We start from the raw sequence: 16,398 nt of genomic DNA, 5'->3' as shown, positions 1-16,398 counted from the left end.
CCTTTATTTGCCACTGAAACGGCCCTGAAGCCCCGTTATCCGAAATCTGCATGTGCAGAAAATGCCTGTGTACCTTGCAGAAAACGCATTGCACAACGTTACTGAGAACAACTACCATTCGCGCTTGGAGTCGCATTTGCGCATGGAGTTCCCGCGCCGCCCCTTTTTCCAATCGGCCGCGCGCCGCCCAGGAACCCATCATGATCACTCCAGCACGACTCCGTGTGCCTTTTCACCCGACGCTACTGGCCCTGTTTTGCTCCTTGTCCCTGACGGCCCATGCCGCAACGCCCGAAACATCCGAGGCCCAGGGAAAACCGCTGGTGCTGGGCGACGTCAATGTCAACGCCCAGGCCCCGGCACCGTCCGACCTGCCCCCGGTTTACGCCGGTGGTCAGGTCGCCCGCGGCGGTCAACTGGGTATCTTGGGTAACCAGGACATCATGGACGTTCCGTTCACCATGACGTCCTACACCGAAGCGTTGATCCGCGACCAGCAGGCCGAAACCGTCGGCGATGTGCTGCTTAACGATTCCTCGGTGCGCCAGGCATCCGGTTTTTCCAACCAGGCCCAGACCTTCATGATTCGCGGCCTGCCCCTGAACGGCGATGATATTTCCTTTAACGGCCTGTACGGCATCCTGCCGCGGCAGATCATTTCCACTGATGCCCTGGAGCGTGTGGAAGTGTTCAAGGGGCCGAACGCCTTCATCAACGGTGTCACCCCGACCGGTTCCGGCATCGGTGGCGGCGTCAACCTGCAACCCAAGCGCGCCAGTGACGTGCCGCTGCGACGGTTCACCACGGACATCAGCGACGACGGGCGCATCGGCGAACACCTTGACATCGGTCAGCGCTTTGGCGAGGACAACCGCTTCGGTGCCCGCCTGAACCTGTCCCAACGTGAAGGCGACACCGCCATCGACGACGAGAACCAGCGCTCCAAACTGTTCGCCCTGGGCCTGGACTACCGCGGCGATGCGCTACGCCTGTCCGGCGATTTCGTCTATTCGAAGGAACGCATCAACGGCGGCCGCAGCTCGGTCAACCTTGGCGACGCCACGCACATCCCGGATGCGCCCTCCGCCGACACCAACTACGCGCAGAAGTGGGGTTTCAGCGAGATCGAGGACACCTTCGGCATGCTGCGCGCCGAATACGACCTGAACGACAGCTGGACCGCCTACGCCGCTGGCGGCGCCAAGCATACCCGCGAAGTCGGCAACTACGACTCCACCACCCTGGTGGGCAACGATGGCAGCTCGGTGACCAGCGGCTCGTTCATTCCCCACGAAGAAGACAACACCAGTGCCATGGCCGGCCTCAATGGCCGTTTCGCCACGGGTCCGGTGACCCATAAACTGAACTTCGGCCTGGCCGGGATCTGGACCCAACAGCGCAACGCCTTCGATTTCGATCTGACCCAATACCCGAACAACATCTACCACCCGATTGACGTTCCGGCGCCAGCGGGCGGCTTCTCCGGCGGTGACCTGGGCGATCCGGGCATCACCGGCAAAACCTTCATGCGCAGCGCCGCCGTGTCCGACACCCTGGGCTTTATCGATGACCGCCTGCTGGTCACCCTGGGCGTACGCCGTCAACAGCTGGTCGTTCAAGGCTACGACTACAACACGCAAAACCGCACATCCAACTACGACAAGTCGATCACCACGCCGGTGTACGGCATCGTGTTCAAGCCGTGGGACCACGTGTCGTTCTACGCCAACCGTATCGAGGGCTTGGCCCAGGGGCCGACGGCTCCGACGACCTCCGGCTCCAGGGTCGTGGTCAACGGCAATGAAGTGTTCGCACCATCGCGTTCCAAACAGGTTGAAGCCGGGGTCAAAGTCGACATGGGTACCTATGGTGCGACCCTCGGTGTGTACCGCATAGAACAACCGGCTGACGGCTACACCCAAGTCATCGACGACACCACCGCCGTGTTCGTTCATGACGGTGAACAGATCAACAAGGGCGTGGAGCTCAATGTCTTCGGCGAACCCATCGACGGCCTGCGCCTGCTCAGCGGCGTGACCGTGATGGACACCGAACTGAAGAACACCCAGGACGGCCTCAACGATGGCAATCGGGCCATCGGCGTGCCGAGCTTCCAGTTCAATGCCAGTGTCGATTGGGATGTGCCGGGCCTGCCGGGCGCAGCCCTGAACGGACGCATGTTGCGCACCGGCGGCCAATACGCCGACGCGGCGAACAACCTCAGCCTGCCGGCCTGGAACCGCTTCGATGCCGGCGCCCGCTACGCGTTCAGGGTCCAGGAAAAAGACGTGACCGTACGCCTGGGCGTGGAAAACGTCGCCAACAAGAGCTACTGGGAATCGGCCCAAGGGGGTTACCTGACCCAGGGCGAACCGCGCACGGCGAAGCTGTCGGGCACCATCGACTTCTGATTGAGGGCTGCCCTGTACCTGTAGGAGCGAGCTTGCTCGCGATGGACGTTAACGATAACGCGTACTTTCTGGATTAACGCGGCGCTCTTTCGTTCATCGCGAGCGAGCTCGCTCCTACAGAAGGCGGAGTGCCTGTACCTGTACCTGTACCTGTACCTGTACCTGTACCTGTACCTGTACCTGTACCTGTAGGAGCGAGCCTGCTCGCGATGGACGTTAACGATAACGCGTACTTTCTGGATTAACGCGGCGCTCTGTCGTCCATCGCGAGCAGGCTCGCTCCTACAGAGGGCCGAGTCGTCCATACTTGTTCTACCCAGCGAGGAGGATGAGCTCATGCACAGAAGCGATGTGTTGATCATCGGCGCCGGCCCGACCGGGCTGGTCCTGGCGTTGTGGCTGAGCAAGCTGGGCGTGCGCGTGCGGATTGTCGACAAGGCCTCGGCCCCTGGCACCACGTCCCGGGCGCTGGCTGTCCAGGCGCGGACGCTGGAACTGTATCGACAACTCGGGCTTGCCGACGCGGTTGTGCAATACGGCTATCGGGTGGCAGCCGCCAACTTCTGGGTCAAGGGCGAACCCGTGGCGCACCTGCCACTGACTCAGGTCGGCGAGGGACTGACACCCTACGCGTTCCTGGAAATTTTCCCGCAGGACGAGCACGAACGGCTGCTGATCGAGCGCCTGGAAGCCTTCGGCATCTCGGTGGAACGCAACACCGAACTGGCAAGCTTCGAGCAAACCGCAGACGGCATCACCGCCACGCTGCATCTGCCCGACGGCCAGCAGGAAATCTGTCAGGCCTGTTTCCTGGCCGGGTGCGACGGCGCCCGGTCGATTGTGCGCAAGACCCTGGATACCGGGTTTCCCGGCGGCACTTACCAGCAGATTTTCTACGTCGCCGACGTACAGGGCAGCGGCCCGACATTCAACGGTGAACTGCACGTGGACCTCGACGAGGCGGACTTCCTTGCCGTGTTCCCGCTGGCGGGCAGTGGCCGCGCGCGCCTGATCGGCACCGTACGCGACGAACGCGCCGACCACGCCGAGACCCTGTGCTTCGAAGACGTCAGCAGCCGGGCCATCGAGCACATGAAGGTGCAGATCGAGCAACTGAACTGGTTCTCGACCTACCGCGTCCATCACCGGGTGGCAGATCACTTTCGCAATGGCCGGGCGTTTCTGCTCGGCGATGCGGCCCACGTGCACAGCCCGGCGGGTGGCCAGGGCATGAACACCGGGATCGGCGACGCCATCAACCTGGCCTGGAAACTGGCGGCCGTGCTGAGCGGCGCTGCCGAGGCCAGGCTGCTCGACACCTATGAAACCGAGCGCATCGCCTTTGCACGCAAACTGGTGGCGACCACTGACCGGGTCTTCACGTTCGTCACCGCCGACGGGCCGATGGCCGATTTGCTGCGTACGCGCCTGGCGCCGTTCCTGATACCGAAAATAACCTCGTTCGAAACCTCCCGCCAATTCCTGTTTCGCACGGTGTCGCAGATCACCCTGAATTATCGGGGCATGCCTTTGAGCACAGGCGTTGCCGGGCACGTGCATGGCGGTGATCGCCTGCCCTGGGCCCATGACGGTGAGGGGGACAACTTTGAGTCACTGAAATGCATGACCTGGCAGGTGCATGTCTATGGCGACACCAGCGACGAGATGATCGCCTGGTGCCACGAGCACCATCTGCCGTTGCATGTGTTCGACTGGCGTCCGGCGTTCGAAGCGGCGGGCCTGGGGCGCAACGGCTTTTATCTGTTGCGGCCCGATACCTATGTAGCGATTGCCGAGACGTGCGCGGACCCGAAAGTGATCGAACGGTATTTCCGCGACCACGGGATCCGCTCGTTTTTTGGCACGCCCTGAGAACACCACATCCCCCTGTGGGAGCGGGCTTGCCCGCGATGGCGACGGCACATCCAGCATCTATATGTCTGACATACCGCTATCGCGGGCAAGCCCGCTCCCACAGGGTTATGCGTTGTTTTTCAGATCCCGGCCAACGCCAGATCCATCGCAAAATACGTAAAGATCAGGTCTGCCCCGGCACGCTTGATGGCCCCCAGGCTCTCGCGCACCACGCGGTCTTCATCGATGGCCCCGGCCTGGGCGGCAAACTTGATCATCGCGTATTCACCGCTCACCTGATACGCCGACAGCGGCAGGCGCGAGGCTTCGCGAATGTCGCGGATGATGTCCAGGTACGCACCGGCCGGCTTGACCATCAGCGCATCGGCGCCTTCCTGTTCGTCGAGCAACGACTCGCGCACCGCTTCGCGGCGGTTCATCGGGTTCATCTGGTAGCTTTTGCGGTCGCCCTTGAGCGCACTGCCACCCGCCTCACGGAACGGACCATAGAGCGCCGAGGCGAACTTGGTCGAATAGGCCATGATCGCCGTCTGGGTAAACCCGGCGTCATCGAGCGCCTGGCGGATCGCCTGGACCTGCCCGTCCATGGCCGCCGACGGGGCGATCACATCGGCACCGGCCCGGGCCGCCGCGACGGCTTGCCTGCCGAGGTTGATCAGGGTCTGGTCGTTGTCGACTTCATGGTTGTGCAGCACGCCGCAATGGCCATGGTCGGTGTACTCGCAAAAACAGGTGTCGGACATCACGATCATGTCCGGCACCGCGTCCTTGGCGATGCGCGACATGCGCGAAACCAGGCCGTCGTCGCGCCAGGTGTCGCTGCCGCTGCTGTCCAGATGATGGGACACACCGAAGGTCATCACCGACTTGATCCCGGCACGGGCGTAGCGCTCGATCTCGCCGGCCAGCTTCGACTCGGGAATGCGCATCACGCCAGGCATGCTTTTGATCGGTACGAAGTCGTCGATCTCTTCTTCGACGAAAATCGGCAGCACCAGGTCGTTCAGGCTGAACTCGGTCTCCTGGAACAGGCTGCGCAGGCTCGCATTGCGGCGCAGACGGCGTGGGCGTGCTTCGGGGAACTGGCTGGACATGGGAATTCCTGAATTTCAGAGGACAAGATGTAGGAGCGAGCCCGCTCGCGATGGTCGTTAACGATAACGCGCATTGTCTGAATGACCGCGTGCCCTTACGTTTTTCGCGAGCAAGCTCGCTCCTACAGGGAATGGTTTCAACCCGCGACCGGGCTTGGAATCTGCAACCCGCGCACCACCGCCGGCCGTGCCAGGAAGCGCTCCAGCACCCGTGTGACGTTCGGGAAATTCTGAATGCCCACCAGATCGCCGGCTTCATAGAACCCAATCAGGTTGCGTACCCACGGGAAGGTGGCGATGTCGGCGATGGTGTAGCGCTCACCCATGATCCAGTCGCGCCCTTGGAGCCGGCCGTCGAGCACCTTGAGCAGGCGTTTGCTCTCCTCGACATAGCGATCACGGGGACGCTTGTCTTCGTAGTCCTTGCCGGCGAATTTGTTGAAGAACCCGAGCTGGCCGAACATCGGGCCAATGCCGCCCATCTGGAACATCAGCCATTGAATCGTTTCGTAACGCGCGGCCGATTCCTGGGCCAGCAGTTGCCCACTCTTGTCGGCCAGGTAGATCAGAATCGCTCCCGACTCGAACAGCGCCAGCGGTTTGTCGTCCGGACCGTGGGGGTCGAGGATCGCCGGGATCTTGTTGTTGGGGTTCAACGACAGGAATTCCGGGGACATCTGGTCATTGGTGTCAAAGCCTACCCGGTGAGGCTCATACGGCAGGCCGATCTCTTCGAGCATGATCGAGACCTTGACGCCGTTGGGGGTCGGCAAGGAGTACAGCTGAATCCACTCCGGGTATTGGGCAGGCCATTTGCGGGTGATGGGGAAGGCGGACAAATCGGTCATGGGCAGGATCCACGAAGACATTGAGAGTGGCGATCATAATGGAGATATCGGCTCAGCGACCCCTTGGAACCATCAATCTCGCTGATAGAGGAGATCAAAAGAGATCACGACGGTTTGAACACCATCAGGTGTAGGCTGTCCACAAATCCGCAACATCCTGTCGATAACCTTCACTGCAATCCGCTGAAGGTTACCGGTACATTGCTGCGCTCTTGGCCGGAATCGAACCAAACGGGATCAGGGGACTCTGAGCACCACCCCTTTGAAAACGGACCGGCTTCAACGACATGGAAAACATCCGACGCTGGAAAGTCGTGGTGTAAAGGTTTGTCAGCCTTAACCGAATTGCGCTGAAGAACCTTTTATTCATGAATCTGTTCAGTTTTACCAACCGCTTTAAACATCGCGCCTACCTGTTGTTACCCGCATTGCTGGTAGTCAGCGCGGTGTTCCTGTTGCTGGAATCCGGCCTGAGTCGCGCCCAACCGATGGATGGCACCCAGACGCTGGTCTTCCTGCGCCACGGGGAAAAACCCGACGGCGGCCTCGGCCAGCTCAATTGCCAGGGGCTGAACCGCGCCATCGACCTGTCCACGTTGCTGCCGGAAAAGTTCGGCAAGGCCGACTACGTGTTTGCGGCGAATCCGACCCGTAACGTCGAGGAAGGCGAGTTCGACAATTCCTACAGCTACATCCGTCCCCTGATGACCATCAGCCCCAGCGCCATCAAGCTAGGCCTGCCGGTGAACATCAATTTCTCCGCCAATGACACCAGCGACCTGGCCAATGAACTGCTTCACGACAAGTATCACAACTCGGTCATCTACACCGCCTGGTCGCACGGCTACCTGCCGGAGCTGATCAACAAGGTGGCTGGCGACGCCACCGGCAAGAAAACGACCATCACCGATGACTGGGAATCCAGCGACTACGACTCGCTGTATGTGCTCACCCTGACCTGGCACAACGGCAAGGCCAGTTTGCAGAGCCATGTGTACAAGCAAGGTCTGGATAATGGTGCTGAAACCTGCCCGACCTGAGTTTGAGCATTGCTTGATCGGGCCTCATCGCGAGCAAGCTCGCTCCCACATTGGATTTGCTGTGTGATCACTAAGGCATGAGCACCACTGAACCCTGTGGGAGCGAGCTTGCTCGCGATGGGGCCAGTAAAGATGACATCACTTTCGTTGATTCACCCGCTCGCGCAAATACTCGAGAACCGCCCCCCGCTCCCCGGCAAACTCGATCCGCGCACCTTTCTTCTCCCGCTGGAACGCGTACATCGGATCGTAATACTCGCTCAGCAATCCTTCGATCCAGCCCCGGTGCAGATCCACCGCGCCACTGCGGGCCTGCTCTGCCAGCGCCTCTTCCATCAAATCCAGCATGCGCCGATGACGTTCGCCGCCCAGGCGTTTCTGCACATTGTTCAGGCTCGCCAGCAACCGTTCGGAAAACAGTGCGAAGCCGTCTTCGCCATGCACGTCGATGAATTCGGCGCACAGATCCACCACGTAATCGCGCAGGATCCGCTCGACCCGACCTTCCAGGCTGTCTTCCAGCCAGACCATCGGGAACTGCTGCATGCCCTGGTACAGCGGCAACGGCAACGCGCAACTGCCCACCGCACGACTTTCGTCTTCCAATACGAACTGCTCGATACCCCGGGCGCGTTTTTTCAGCACATCCACGGCCAGGCGGTTTTCGAAGTCGATGTTCGAGGGCTGGCCGGTGGCGCGCTTGCCGAAACTGGAGCCGCGGTGGTTGGCATGACCTTCAAGGTCCACGCTGTTGCCCAGTTGCGTTAGCACCTCGGTTTTGCCGGTACCGGTCATCCCGCCCAGCAGGACGAAATCGCACTGGGCAACCGCTTGATCGAGGGTGTCCAGCAGGAAGGTACGCATGGCCTTGTAGCCGCCGCCCACCCGTGGGTAGTCGATGCCGGCTTCATCCTTGAGCCATTGCTGGACAATCTGCGAGCGCAGGCCGCCGCGAAAGCAATACAGCAGGCCATCCGGATGCGCCCGGGCAAAGTCGGCCCAGGCCTGGATGCGTTCAGCCTTGACCGCCCCCGATACCAGTTGATGCCCGAGCACGATGGCCGCCTGCTGGCCGTGCTGCTTGTAGCACGTGCCGACCCGCTGGCGTTCATGGTCATTCATCAACGGCAGGTTGATCACACCGGGAAACGAACCCTTGTTGAATTCAACCGGCGCGCGCGCGTCCATCATGGGCCGGTCGTTGAGGAAGATGTCGCGGTAATCGGTGCAGTCGACGAACATCAAAACACCTCGACCGCGTTGCCCTGTCGCTCGACCAGTTCGCCGATCGGCTCCAGGCTCAGGCCCAGTTCGGCGGCCACGGCAAGAAACTGCTCGTTGCCTTGCGGTGTTACGGCAATCAGCAGGCCGCCGCTGGTCTGCGGGTCGCAGAGCACACGTTTGTGCAGCTCCTGAAGGCGTCCGAGCTTGCTGGCGTAGCTGTCGAAATTGCGCAGCGTACCGCCCGGTACGCAACCCTGTTCGAGGTAATACTCAACACCCGGCAGACGCGGAACCCGGTCATATTCAATGCGCGCCGTGAGCTGGCTGCCGTCAGCCATTTCCACCAGGTGCCCGAGCAGGCCGAAACCGGTGACGTCGGTCATCGCGGTCACGCCATCGAGCTTGCCGAAACGGCTGCCGGGCTTGTTCAGGGTGCACATCCAGTCCCGGGCCAGGCCGATGTCGGCATGGCGCAACTTGCCCTTTTTCTCGGCCGTCGTAAGGATGCCGATGCCCAGGGGCTTGGTGAGATAGAGCAGACAACCGGCGGTAGCGGTGTCGTTGCGCTTCATGTGGCGTTTTTCCACCAGACCGGTGACGGCCAGGCCAAAGATCGGCTCGGGTGCGTCGATGGAGTGTCCGCCTGCCAGCGGGATGCCCGCTGCGTCGCACACCGAACGCCCACCGCGAATCACTTCCCGGGCGATTTCCGGCGCCAGCACGTTCACCGGCCAGCCCAGGATCGCAATCGCCATCAAGGGATCGCCGCCCATGGCGTAGATGTCGCTGATGGCATTGGTGGCGGCAATTCGGCCGAAATCGAAGGGATCGTCTACGATCGGCATGAAAAAGTCGGTGGTCGAGACCACACCGCGTTCTTCATCGATGGCATACACCGCCGCGTCGTCACGCGAGGCGTTGCCGACCCAGAGTTTCGGGTCGAGATTCTGCGCCCCGCTGCCGGCCAGGATCACTTCCAGCACCTGGGGGGAAATTTTGCAACCGCATCCGGCGCCGTGACTGTATTGGGTCAGGCGAATCGGCTCGCTCATAGGGTCACCTCTTGGAGTCTAGGTAACCAATCCTACAGCAAACGCGCCTTTTTCTTTGTAGGAGATACGCTGGTGAATACGGGCCACTGTGGGTTATGGCAACAGGATCAGCCGGCATCCGACAATCCGAGTGAATTTTCCTGATGGCACGCGATCCTTTTATGTACAACAGGGAGGAACCGGGGCTTTATGAACAGTGCAAAATTATTCGTCATCGAGTACACACTCCATGGCACTCCGAAATCATTCATTATCCGGCTGGAAAAAATGGATAACGCAGAAGCCTGGCATTGGGCGAGCTGTGACGCGGGGGTGGGGCGAATTCCCCGGTTTGGACGCGAGAAGGTGCAAAAGACCAGCAAGCCGATGGCTGAAAAATTCGGCGTGGAAAACGTCAAGTGGCGGCCGGCGAACTAATCACTGGCAACCGTCAGGTTCGGGGGAAGCGATATGAGTGCGACATCCGTCTACAGCCCTGCGCAGCTGGACTATGGCCTGGACACGCAGTCCGGTCGCATCACCAAAAGCGCCGAGTGCCCGATCGGACTGGAAGCGGTCGAAAACGACCCGTTTTGCTTCGCCGTACGCGTCCCCGCGCCACTGCCGGAAGATCTGGAGCAAGCCAGGACCCTGGTGCTGTGGGTCGAAGGGCGGCGCTTGCAGGGCACCGTTCGCCACAGCGAACGCCTGGAGGACGACAGCCTCAGGCTGGAAGTGGAGCCGGACTAGGCTCCACTTTTTACAGCTTGTCGTGAATGCCGTCAGCCATGGGAGCACTTGCAGCCTTTATGAGCGCACTCCTCGCCGTGCTCATGGTGTTTGGCGCAGGCTTCACAGCAGTAGTGCTTGCCGTGACGGGCAATCGGATGTTCACCGAGTTTGCAGGAACATTTCGGACAATCGCAGATACTTTCACGGTCAATCATGGGTCTGACTCCTCTTGTGTGGTCGCCAGTGCTCAGATGCACACCGTAAGTGTAGGAGCTGCCGCAGGTTGCGATCTTTTGTGGCGAGCAAGCTCGCTCGCCACAAAAGCTTTAATCAGATACGGAACTGCCCGACCAGTCTGCCCAGGCGCTGACCGAGCTCGGCCAGGCTGCGCGAAGTCTGCGCGCCGAGCTGGGTTTCGTCGGCGACGTTGTCCACCGCCACGGCAATCTGATGCACGCTGCGGTTGATCTCTTCGGCCACGGCAGTCTGTTCTTCAGCGGCGCTGGCGATCTGCGCGTTCATCGAATTGATGGTCGCGATCAACTGGGCCATGGTGTCCAGCGAAGCCCCCGCCTCGTTGGCCTGGGCCGAGGTACCGTCGCCCGCCTCGCTGGAGCGACGCATCGCCTCCACCGCCGACTGGGTGCCGGCCTGCAGGCGGTCGATCATGCCCTGGATTTCCTGGGTACTGATTTGCGTGCGGCTGGCCAGCGCCCGCACTTCATCGGCCACCACCGCAAAACCGCGCCCGGCCTCGCCGGCACGGGCGGCTTCGATGGCCGCGTTGAGCGCCAGCAGGTTGGTCTGATCGGCAATCGAGCGGATCACCCCCAGCACGCTGACAATCGATGACACGTCTTTTTGCAGGCTGTCCAGAGACACGCCGCTGCTGCGGATGTCGTCCACCAGCGCATGGATCTTCTCGATGCTGCCGGCCACCACCCGCTTGGCCGCCTGGCCTTCTTCATCCGTCTGTTGGGCTGCCACCGCAGCGTTCTGCGCGCTCTTGGCCACTTCCTGGGCCGCCGCCGACATTTCGTTGATTGCCGTGGCCACCTGATCGGTCTCATGACGCTGACGTTCCATGGCCTGATCCGAGCGATTGGCCTGGTCGGACACCTGATTCACCAGTCCGGTCAGTTGCGTGGTCATTTCGCTGATCTGCCGTACTAGCCCGTGGATCTTGTCGACGAACCGGTTGAACGAGCCGGCCAGTTCGCCGAGTTCATCCTGACTGGTGATGGTCAGGCGGCGGGTCAAATCGCCCTCGCCCGCCGCGATGTCGTCGAGGTTGGCTTTCATCAAGTGCAACGGACGCAGAATGGTCTTGGCCAGCAACATCCCGGCAGCAGCGATCACCAGCAACACCACGACCGCCACCCCGACGATGCTCAGCACCATGCCTTGCATGCGCTCCTGGACCTTGTCCTGGACCACCGCCACTTGTGCTTCGATGCCGTCGAGGTTGACTGAGGTGCCGACCGCCATGTCCCACTTGGGCAGGTATTCGGTGTAGCCGAGCTTGGGCACCAGCACCTGGGTGTTGCCGGGCAATGGCGAGCTGTATTGCAGATAGTGCGTACCGTCTTTGGCGACTTTCACCAGGTCGCGGTTGACGTAGACACCGTTCGGGTCGCGATTGTCCTTGAAACTCTGGCCTACGCCTTCGGGGCTGTTGGCCTTGAACAGGCGCACGGTGTTGGAGTCGTAGCCGAAGAAGTAGCCGTCCTTGCCATAGGTGATGCTCGACAGCAGCTTGATCACCTGGGCCCGCGCCGCCTCGTCGCCGGGGGCGGCTGCGTCATACAGCGGTTTGATCGTGGTCATGGCCACGGCCACATAGCTTTGCAGGGTCGCCTTGGCATCGCTGAGCAGGCGTTCGCGGGTCTGTTCGACTTCCTTTCGGGCCTGCTCCTGAAGAATGAACAGCGTGGTCAGGCTGATGACCAGCGCAAACAGCAGCACCGGGAGGACGGCAAGGGACAGGACTTTGGCCTTGAGGCTCATGCGCATGACGTTCACTCTTTTGTTTTTGTTGGCGTGGTTAAAAGCTTTAACGGCATGCCAGGTCAAAAGTTGAACGCGGTCATCAGCTCCGCAGAAAATCCCTGTGGGAGCGAGCTTGCTCGCGATGACGGCGGCACATTCAGCATCAAGTTGTCTGACAGACCGCTATCGCGAGCAAGCTCGCTCCCACAGGGTAAGTGGTGTTTTACAGCACCATCGCCGCCACCCAGCCAAACGCCAGCAGCGGCAGGTTGTAGTGCAGGAAGGTCGGGACCACGGTGTCCCAGATGTGATGGTGCTGGCCGTCGATGTTCAGGCCGGAGGTCGGGCCGAGGGTCGAGTCCGAGGCCGGCGAACCGGCATCGCCCAGGGCACCGGCCGTGCCGACGATGCACACGATCGCCAACGGGCTGAAGCCCAGTTGCACGCACAGCGGCACGAAGATCGCCGCCAGAATCGGCACGGTGGAGAACGACGAGCCGATGCCCATGGTCACCAGCAACCCCACCAGCAACATCAGCAAGGCGCCAATGCCTTTGCTGTGATCGATGTACGCCGCCGACGACTCGACCAGCGTCTGCACTTGACCGGTGGCCTTCATCACTTCGGCAAAACCCGAGGCGGCGATCATGATGAAACCGATCATCGCCATCATTTTCATGCCTTCGGTGAACAGGTCATCGGTGTCGCGCCATTTGACGATGCCCGACACCGAAAAAATCAGGAAGCCGACCAGTGCACCGATAATCATCGAATCGAGCAGCAACTGAATGATGAACGCCGCGGCGATGGCCACGCCGGCCACCATCAGGCTCAGCGGGTTGTATTGCACCGCCACTTGCTCGACTTGCTCGATCCTTGCCAGGTCGTAGACCCGCTTCTTGCGGTAGCTGACAAACGCGATCAGCAGGCCCGCCACCATGCCCAGCGCCGGAATGCCCATGGCGTGGGTCACATTGACGCCGCTGATGTCCACACCGCTGCGGGCGACGTTGGCCAGCAGGATCTCATTGAGGAAGATATTGCCGAAGCCCACCGGCAGGAACATGTAGGGCGTGATCAGGCCGAAGGTCATGACACAGGCAATCAGTCGACGGTCAAGTTGCAGCTTGGTCAGCACATATAGAAGCGGCGGCACCAGCAACGGAATGAACGCGATATGGATCGGCAGGATGTTCTGCGAGGCGATGGCCACGACCCAGAGCAGGCCAATCAGCAGCCATTTGACCTGGCCGCCGCCGCTGGCGTGCTGGCGATCGACCATCGCCAGCGCCTTGTCGGCCAGCGCATGGGCCATGCCGGATTTGGCAATGGCCACGGCAAAAGCTCCGAGCAAGGCGTAGGACAACGCCACCGTCGCCCCGCCACCCAGGCCACTGTTGAAAGCCTTGAGCGTCGCCTCGATGCCCAGGCCACCGGTCAGACCACCTACCAGCGCACCGACGATCAGGGCGATCACCACATGCACGCGGGACAGGCTGAGCACCAGCATGATGCCGACCGCGGCAATGACTGCATTCATTTCGTAACCTCGTGACAAACGGAAAGAGTCCGGCCGGCAGTCTGCGTGAGCCACCAGCGGATAACAGGAATGGGTTTTATTAGAGGGCGCGCACTTTGCCGCAGAGTCGGCGCGGTGTCAAAGTTCGTGGGGATTCTGAATGTGCAGTGAATTGCGATCCCCTGTGGCGAGGGGGCTCACCCCCGTTCGACTGCGTAGCAGTCGCGATCCAGACAACTCGGTATGACCGGACAATATAGGGGCCGCTTCGCGACCCAACGGGGGCAAGCCCCCTCGCCACAAAAAGCAGTTACAAACCTTATTCGAAGCGCGGCATAAAGAAAGCCGGATCGCGGCCGCTACAGTGCAAAGTCTCAGATATTTATCGAATAAGGACGCCTCCATGTCGCTCAGACAACTTTCCATTCAATGGAAAATCACCCTGCTGGCCGGGCTCTGTCTGGCGGGCATCGTGACCCTGCTGGTGGGTCTTTCGCTATACCGCATGGAGCACAGCTCCGAGCTGGTGAAAGCCTCGAGCATGGAGATGCTGACCGAATCGGCCCAGGCCCGGATCGAGTCCCAGGGCGAGAACCAGGCACTGGGGATTCGCCAGCAGTTCATGGACGCCTATCAGTACGGCCACGGTTTCTCCCGGCAGGTGCTGTTTTTGCGCGAGCAGGCCGAAAAGCGCTTCCTCGATGCCTTCGACCTGCGCGAAGACCTGACCCGCCAGGTCAAGTCGGCCCTGCAGGCCAATCCGGACCTGCTTGGCCTGTCCCTGGTGTTCGAACCCAACGGGCTGGACGGCAAGGACGACCTGTTCGCCGGCCAGGCCGAACTGGGCAGCAACGACAAGGGCCGTTTCGCCCTCTACTGGTCGCAGCCGACGCCGGGCAAGCTAACGTCCATGGCGCTGCCGGAAAAGGACATGGCCGACACCAGCACCGGCCCCAGCGGCGAAGCGGCCAACGCCTGGTTCACCTGCCCGCGCACCACGCTCAAGCCGTGCGTGATCGAACCCTACTTCTATGAGATCGACGGCCAGAACGTGCTGATGACCAGCATCGTTTTCCCGCTGATGGTCAACGGCAAGGTGATCGCCTCGCTGTCGGTGGACATCAACCTCAACAGCCTGCAAGCGGTCAGCCTGGGGGCCAGCAAGAAACTCTACGACGGCCAGACCAGTGTCAGCATCATCAGCCCGGCGGGCCTGCTCGCCGGCTACAGCCCGGACGCCAGCAAACTCAGCCAGCGCCTGGATGCCGTCGACAAGGCCAGCGGTACCGAACTGCTGCGCATGCTGGCCGCCAGCAGCAAAACCGCCAGCCTGCACAGCCATCAGCAATTGAAAGTGCTGGCCCCCTTCCAGCCGATTCCCGGCGGCAAGTCCTGGGGCGTACTGCTCGACGTGCCGGAGAAAGTCCTGGTCGGCCCCGCCGAAGCCCTGAAAAAGCAACTGGACGACAGCAACACCGCCGGCACACTGGTCGAGCTCGGCCTGGGCGTGCTCGCTGCGCTGCTGGGCCTGGTACTGGTGTGGCTGATGGCCCGCAGCGTGACCAGACCGATTCTCGGCGTGGCGCACATGCTCGAGGACATCGCCAGCGGCGAAGGTGACCTGACCCGCCGGTTGGCCTACGACAAAAAGGATGAACTGGGGCAGTTGGCCGGCTGGTTCAACCGCTTCCTCGACAAGCTGCAGCCGATCATTGCCGAAGTGAAACGCTCGGTGCAGGACGCCCGCAGCACCGCCGACCAGTCGTCCGCCATCGCCACCCAGACCAGCGCCGGCATGGAGCAGCAATATCGCCAGGTGGATCAGGTTGCCACCGCCTCCCACGAGATGAGCGCCACCGCCCAGGACGTCGCCCGCAGCGCCGCGCAAGCGGCACACGCCGCCCGCGATGCCGATCAGGCGACCCGTCAGGGCCTGACCGTGATCGACCGCACCACCGCCAGCATCGACAACCTCGCCGCCGACATGAGCGCGGCCATGGTTCAGGTCGAAGGCCTGGCAGCCAACAGCGAGAAGATCGGCACGGTGCTGGAAGTGATCCGCGCGATTGCCGAGCAGACCAACCTGCTGGCCCTCAACGCGGCGATCGAAGCGGCTCGTGCCGGTGAGGCCGGGCGCGGTTTTGCCGTGGTCGCCGACGAGGTGCGCAACCTGGCGCGGCGTACCCAGGAGTCGGTGGAGGAAACCCGTCTGGTGATCGAGCAACTGCAAAGCGGCACCCAGGACGTGGTGGGTTCGATGAACAACAGTCATCGCCAGGCCCAGGGCAGTGTCGAGCAGGTTGGCCAGGCCGTGACCGCGCTGCGCCAGATCGGCGACGCGGTGACCGTGATCAACGACATGAACATGCAGATCGCCAGCGCTGCCGAAGAGCAAAGCGCGGTGGCCGAGGAGATCAACAACAACGTGGCGACCATTCGCGACGTGACCGAGTCGCTGTCGGGCCAGGCCAATGAGTCGGCACGGGTCAGCCAGTCGCTCAACAGCCTGGCGAACCAGCAGCAGAGTCTGATGGACCAGTTCCGCGTTTAAGCCTTGCAAAATCCCCATGTGGGAGCGGGCTTGCTCGCGAAGGCGGTGGGTCAATCAACAAAGATGTTGTCTGATCCACCGCCT

The 16,398-nt window shown here is 61.6% G+C and carries 13 protein-coding genes; 6 read left to right on the top strand and 7 right to left on the bottom strand.

Translation table 11 applies throughout. The features are described 5' to 3' along the window. Positions 1-200: 200 nt before the first annotated feature. Both PPUTUW4_RS08315 and PPUTUW4_RS08305 read left to right on the top strand, forming a co-directional pair. On the top strand, positions 201-2,411 hold the full coding sequence (locus PPUTUW4_RS08315) for a TonB-dependent siderophore receptor (protein WP_015094219.1): 2,211 nt from the start codon (positions 201-203) through the stop codon (positions 2,409-2,411). Positions 2,412-2,747: 336 nt separating this feature from the next. Then, on the top strand, positions 2,748-4,283 hold the full coding sequence (locus tag PPUTUW4_RS08305; protein WP_015094218.1) for an FAD-dependent oxidoreductase: 1,536 nt from the start codon (positions 2,748-2,750) through the stop codon (positions 4,281-4,283). Positions 4,284-4,405: 122 nt separating this feature from the next. Here PPUTUW4_RS08305 and hemB read toward each other — a convergent pair whose 3' ends face one another. Together hemB and PPUTUW4_RS08295 are read right to left on the bottom strand one after the other, a co-directional pair. Next, a complete protein-coding gene (gene hemB / locus PPUTUW4_RS08300) occupies positions 4,406-5,380 on the bottom strand; it encodes a porphobilinogen synthase (protein ID WP_015094217.1) in 975 nt (324 codons plus the stop codon). A 137-nt stretch (positions 5,381-5,517) separates the two neighbouring features. Next, entirely contained in the window at positions 5,518-6,228 is a 711-nt protein-coding gene (locus tag PPUTUW4_RS08295; RefSeq protein ID WP_015094216.1) for a glutathione binding-like protein, read from the bottom strand. A 368-nt stretch (positions 6,229-6,596) separates the two neighbouring features. Here PPUTUW4_RS08295 and PPUTUW4_RS08285 point away from each other — a divergent pair, with 368 nt between their 5' ends. Continuing rightward, positions 6,597-7,268, top strand: a complete 672-nt coding sequence (locus tag PPUTUW4_RS08285) for a hypothetical protein (protein ID WP_015094215.1) — start codon at positions 6,597-6,599, stop codon at positions 7,266-7,268. Positions 7,269-7,406: 138 nt separating this feature from the next. Here the strand turns inward: PPUTUW4_RS08285 and mnmH are convergent, their stop codons facing one another. Then, positions 7,407-8,510 carry a tRNA 2-selenouridine(34) synthase MnmH gene (gene mnmH / locus PPUTUW4_RS08280; protein WP_015094214.1) on the bottom strand — a complete coding sequence of 368 codons (1,104 nt, stop codon included), beginning with the start codon at positions 8,508-8,510 and terminating at the stop codon, positions 7,407-7,409. Continuing rightward, positions 8,510-9,544 (bottom strand): selenide, water dikinase SelD, encoded by a 1,035-nt coding sequence (selD, locus tag PPUTUW4_RS08275; protein WP_015094213.1) that lies wholly within the window; start codon positions 9,542-9,544, stop codon positions 8,510-8,512. The genes mnmH and selD overlap by 1 nt, the downstream gene beginning before the upstream one ends. A 189-nt stretch (positions 9,545-9,733) precedes the next feature. Between selD and PPUTUW4_RS08270 the strand changes: the two genes are divergently transcribed. After that, a complete protein-coding gene (locus PPUTUW4_RS08270) occupies positions 9,734-9,961 on the top strand; it encodes a DUF6555 family protein (protein ID WP_007971981.1) in 228 nt (75 codons plus the stop codon). 33 nt (positions 9,962-9,994) lie between these two features. After that, a complete protein-coding gene (locus PPUTUW4_RS08265) occupies positions 9,995-10,273 on the top strand; it encodes a hypothetical protein (protein ID WP_015094212.1) in 279 nt (92 codons plus the stop codon). A gap of 32 nt (positions 10,274-10,305) precedes the next feature. On the opposite strand, the gene PPUTUW4_RS27905 is transcribed toward PPUTUW4_RS08265, so the two are convergent. The 3 genes from PPUTUW4_RS27905 to PPUTUW4_RS08255 form a co-directional block, all read right to left on the bottom strand. Then, positions 10,306-10,470, bottom strand: coding sequence for a metallothionein (locus PPUTUW4_RS27905; protein ID WP_015094211.1), 165 nt, complete (start codon positions 10,468-10,470; stop codon positions 10,306-10,308). 115 nt (positions 10,471-10,585) lie between these two features. Continuing rightward, on the bottom strand, positions 10,586-12,268 hold the full coding sequence (locus PPUTUW4_RS08260) for a methyl-accepting chemotaxis protein (protein ID WP_015094210.1): 1,683 nt from the start codon (positions 12,266-12,268) through the stop codon (positions 10,586-10,588). 199 nt (positions 12,269-12,467) lie between these two features. Then, positions 12,468-13,784: a Na+/H+ antiporter NhaC family protein gene (locus PPUTUW4_RS08255; protein WP_015094209.1), complete on the bottom strand. Its 1,317-nt coding sequence runs from the start codon at positions 13,782-13,784 to the stop codon at positions 12,468-12,470. 382 nt (positions 13,785-14,166) lie between these two features. On the opposite strand from PPUTUW4_RS08255, the gene PPUTUW4_RS08250 reads away from it, so the two are divergent. Continuing rightward, entirely contained in the window at positions 14,167-16,314 is a 2,148-nt protein-coding gene (locus PPUTUW4_RS08250) for a methyl-accepting chemotaxis protein (RefSeq protein WP_015094208.1), read from the top strand. The last annotated feature ends 84 nt before the right edge of the window (positions 16,315-16,398 follow it).

The sequence above is a fragment of the Pseudomonas sp. UW4 genome (assembly GCF_000316175.1).
In the GTDB taxonomy this organism is placed as follows: domain Bacteria; phylum Pseudomonadota; class Gammaproteobacteria; order Pseudomonadales; family Pseudomonadaceae; genus Aquipseudomonas; species Aquipseudomonas laurylsulfatiphila.
This window is presented reverse-complemented; position numbering and strand designations above follow the sequence as displayed.

Bases quoted from the DNA above. Each gene is read 5' to 3' on its own strand.
- mnmH (WP_015094214.1), bottom strand. From the start codon at position 8,510: ATGTTCGTCGACTGCACCGATTACCGCGACATCTTCCTCAACGACCGG.
- PPUTUW4_RS08250 (WP_015094208.1), top strand. From the start codon at position 14,167: ATGTCGCTCAGACAACTTTCCATTCAATGGAAAATCACCCTGCTGGCC.
- PPUTUW4_RS08315 (WP_015094219.1), top strand. From the start codon at position 201: ATGATCACTCCAGCACGACTCCGTGTGCCTTTTCACCCGACGCTACTG.
- PPUTUW4_RS08260 (WP_015094210.1), bottom strand. From the start codon at position 12,268: ATGCGCATGAGCCTCAAGGCCAAAGTCCTGTCCCTTGCCGTCCTCCCG.
- selD (WP_015094213.1), bottom strand. From the start codon at position 9,544: ATGAGCGAGCCGATTCGCCTGACCCAATACAGTCACGGCGCCGGATGC.
- hemB (WP_015094217.1), bottom strand. From the start codon at position 5,380: ATGTCCAGCCAGTTCCCCGAAGCACGCCCACGCCGTCTGCGCCGCAAT.
- PPUTUW4_RS08255 (WP_015094209.1), bottom strand. From the start codon at position 13,784: ATGAATGCAGTCATTGCCGCGGTCGGCATCATGCTGGTGCTCAGCCTG.
- PPUTUW4_RS08295 (WP_015094216.1), bottom strand. From the start codon at position 6,228: ATGACCGATTTGTCCGCCTTCCCCATCACCCGCAAATGGCCTGCCCAA.
- PPUTUW4_RS08285 (WP_015094215.1), top strand. From the start codon at position 6,597: ATGAATCTGTTCAGTTTTACCAACCGCTTTAAACATCGCGCCTACCTG.
- PPUTUW4_RS08270 (WP_007971981.1), top strand. From the start codon at position 9,734: ATGAACAGTGCAAAATTATTCGTCATCGAGTACACACTCCATGGCACT.
- PPUTUW4_RS27905 (WP_015094211.1), bottom strand. From the start codon at position 10,470: ATGATTGACCGTGAAAGTATCTGCGATTGTCCGAAATGTTCCTGCAAA.
- PPUTUW4_RS08265 (WP_015094212.1), top strand. From the start codon at position 9,995: ATGAGTGCGACATCCGTCTACAGCCCTGCGCAGCTGGACTATGGCCTG.
- PPUTUW4_RS08305 (WP_015094218.1), top strand. From the start codon at position 2,748: ATGCACAGAAGCGATGTGTTGATCATCGGCGCCGGCCCGACCGGGCTG.